We start from the raw sequence: 1,904 nt of genomic DNA on the forward strand, positions 1-1,904 counted from the left end.
GGCTCTCGGCGAAGCTCTCCACGGCGAATTTGCGGGCCTTGCTGACTTCTTCCTCGGCGCGGCGGCGGGCGTTCTCGGCCTCGGCCTTGGCGCGCAGGAACTGGTCGGCCAGGTCGGCGTTCTGGGCCTTGAGCGTGGAGAGATCCTGGGTCAGGGCGGCAACGGCATCGGCCTGGTTGGCGGCCTCGGCGGCCAGGGCCTCTTCGGGGCTCACGGGCGCGTTGGGGTCGGGCTGGTCGGTGGGGGGTGTCGTCTGGCTCATGGGTCTTTGAAGTGCGTGAAATCAATGGCCAGGACGGCCATGCAGGGCAATTGGGGCCGACGGGCCCGGATTCAAGGGGGGAAGTGGCACTTGGGCCGCCGGCGGGCGCTGCCGGCGCTCGGGCGGCCCGTCCAGGGGCGTGATTCTATGTCCCGGCGGGCTGCGAGGGGATGGCGCGCGCCTGCTGCTGTGACCATTTGCCGGCGAATTGCTGCACGTCCTGCAGGCGGCGCGCCAGGTCGGCGCCCTGGGTGGTGAGCCGGTAGCCATGGCCGCCGTGGTCCACCAGATGGGCCGCGCGCAGCTCCTTGAGGCGGGTGTTGAGCGTGTTCGGGGTGACGCCGCCCACGCTGTCCTGCAGGAGCCGGAAGGTCTGGGGGTGGCCGTCGCTCAGGGCCCAGATCACGCGCAGGGCGTAGCGCGATTCCAGCAAGTCGAAGAGTTGCATCACGGCTGCGTTGTGCTTGGCGCTCATGCGAGGTCTCCTGCGACGGGCCCGTCTGGTTCTCGCAATATACGGCTCGCGCTACCGGTTTGCTAGCTGCGGGCAGCGCCTGCCTGTGGCGCAAAGGCAAAGCCTACGGATTTACCCCGATTGCGCGGGAGTGGCCGGTCGGCGGTAGACCTTGCGCAGCAGCGCGATCAGGGTCTGGAGCTCCGTGGCCGACAGACCGTCGGCGACCTCGCGCTCCAAGGCGCTGGCGGTGGCCTGGGCTTCGCGGTACATGCGCAGGCCGGCGGCGGACAGGTGCAGGCCCTGCGCCCGCCGGTCGGTGGGGTGGGGCTTGCGCAGGATCAGGCCGCGCTTGTGCAGGCTCTTGATCATGCCCACCAGGTTGGGCGGCAGGATGTCCAGGGCGGCGCAGATCTGGCGCGAGGTCACGCCCGGGTTGTGCGCGATCACCGAGACCACGGAGAAGTCCACCGGCCGCATGCCGTAGGGCTCCATGCGGCGCAGGAACACGGCGATCACGGCCAGCGCGGCACGCCGCGCGTTGTAGCCCAGCAGGGTTTCGAGGTAGCGGGTGTCGATCTCCGGCCCCGCGCTCTCGGGCAGGGTCTGCGGGCCGGGCTCGGCCGCCGGGGGCTTGCGCGGGGCGCGCGGTCGGCGAAGGGCGTTGGCGGTGGACAGGGCGGTCTCGGGCATGGTCAGCTCACCAGGGCGGCATCCATCATCGCCAGGCGCATCTCGAACTCGGGCCAGACCCAGCGCCAGAACGCAGCGCGGGCCTCGGCACCGTGGCCGTCGGTGGCGGCCAGGCGCTCCCAGGCCCAGGCCATGAGCAGCAGGGCGGTGGCGCGCAGGAAGTCGTCGGCCAGCCAGAAGGGCCGGTCTGCCGAGGCGCGCGCCATGGGCACGACGCGCTCGCGCACGAAGTCGGCGAAACGCGCCAGGGCGTCGCGGGTGCCGTCGGACCCGGGCCGCTCGGCCAGGTCGCTGCGGAGGTCGGCGAGCAGGGCCTGCAGCGCGGCGGCGCCGTCGGGCAGGGTCTTGCGCACCAGCAGGTCGATGGCCTGGATTTCGTTGGTGCCCTCGTAGATCATGGCCACGCGCGCGTCGCGCACGTGCTGTTCGATGCCCCACTCGCGCACGTAACCGTGGCCGCCGAACACCTGCAGGCAGGCACTGGCGCCGCTGAAG

At 71.5% G+C, this 1,904-nt stretch carries 4 protein-coding genes; all 4 read right to left on the reverse strand.

Annotation, left to right across the window (positions count from 1 at the left end; genetic code table 11):
* The coding region (gene grpE / locus KIT86_RS25015; protein WP_297403435.1) for a nucleotide exchange factor GrpE at window positions 1–262 on the reverse strand (262 nt) is incomplete at its 3' end.
* Window positions 263–407: 145 nt separating this feature from the next.
* Entirely contained in the window at window positions 408–737 is a 330-nt protein-coding gene (locus tag KIT86_RS25020) for a helix-turn-helix domain-containing protein (protein ID WP_297403437.1), read from the reverse strand.
* Between the two features lie 111 nt (window positions 738–848).
* Window positions 849–1,409, reverse strand: a complete 561-nt coding sequence (locus tag KIT86_RS25025) for a MarR family winged helix-turn-helix transcriptional regulator (protein ID WP_297403439.1) — start codon at window positions 1,407–1,409, stop codon at window positions 849–851.
* A 2-nt stretch (window positions 1,410–1,411) separates the two neighbouring features.
* On the reverse strand, window positions 1,412–1,904 hold a 493-nt coding region (locus tag KIT86_RS25030), incomplete at its 5' end, for an acyl-CoA dehydrogenase family protein (protein WP_297403440.1).

This window comes from Hydrogenophaga sp., assembly GCF_026125825.1.
Classification (GTDB): domain Bacteria; phylum Pseudomonadota; class Gammaproteobacteria; order Burkholderiales; family Burkholderiaceae_C; genus Hydrogenophaga.

Bases quoted from the DNA above. Each gene is read 5' to 3' on its own strand.
- KIT86_RS25020 (WP_297403437.1), bottom strand. From the start codon at position 737: ATGAGCGCCAAGCACAACGCAGCCGTGATGCAACTCTTCGACTTGCTG.
- KIT86_RS25025 (WP_297403439.1), bottom strand. From the start codon at position 1,409: ATGCCCGAGACCGCCCTGTCCACCGCCAACGCCCTTCGCCGACCGCGC.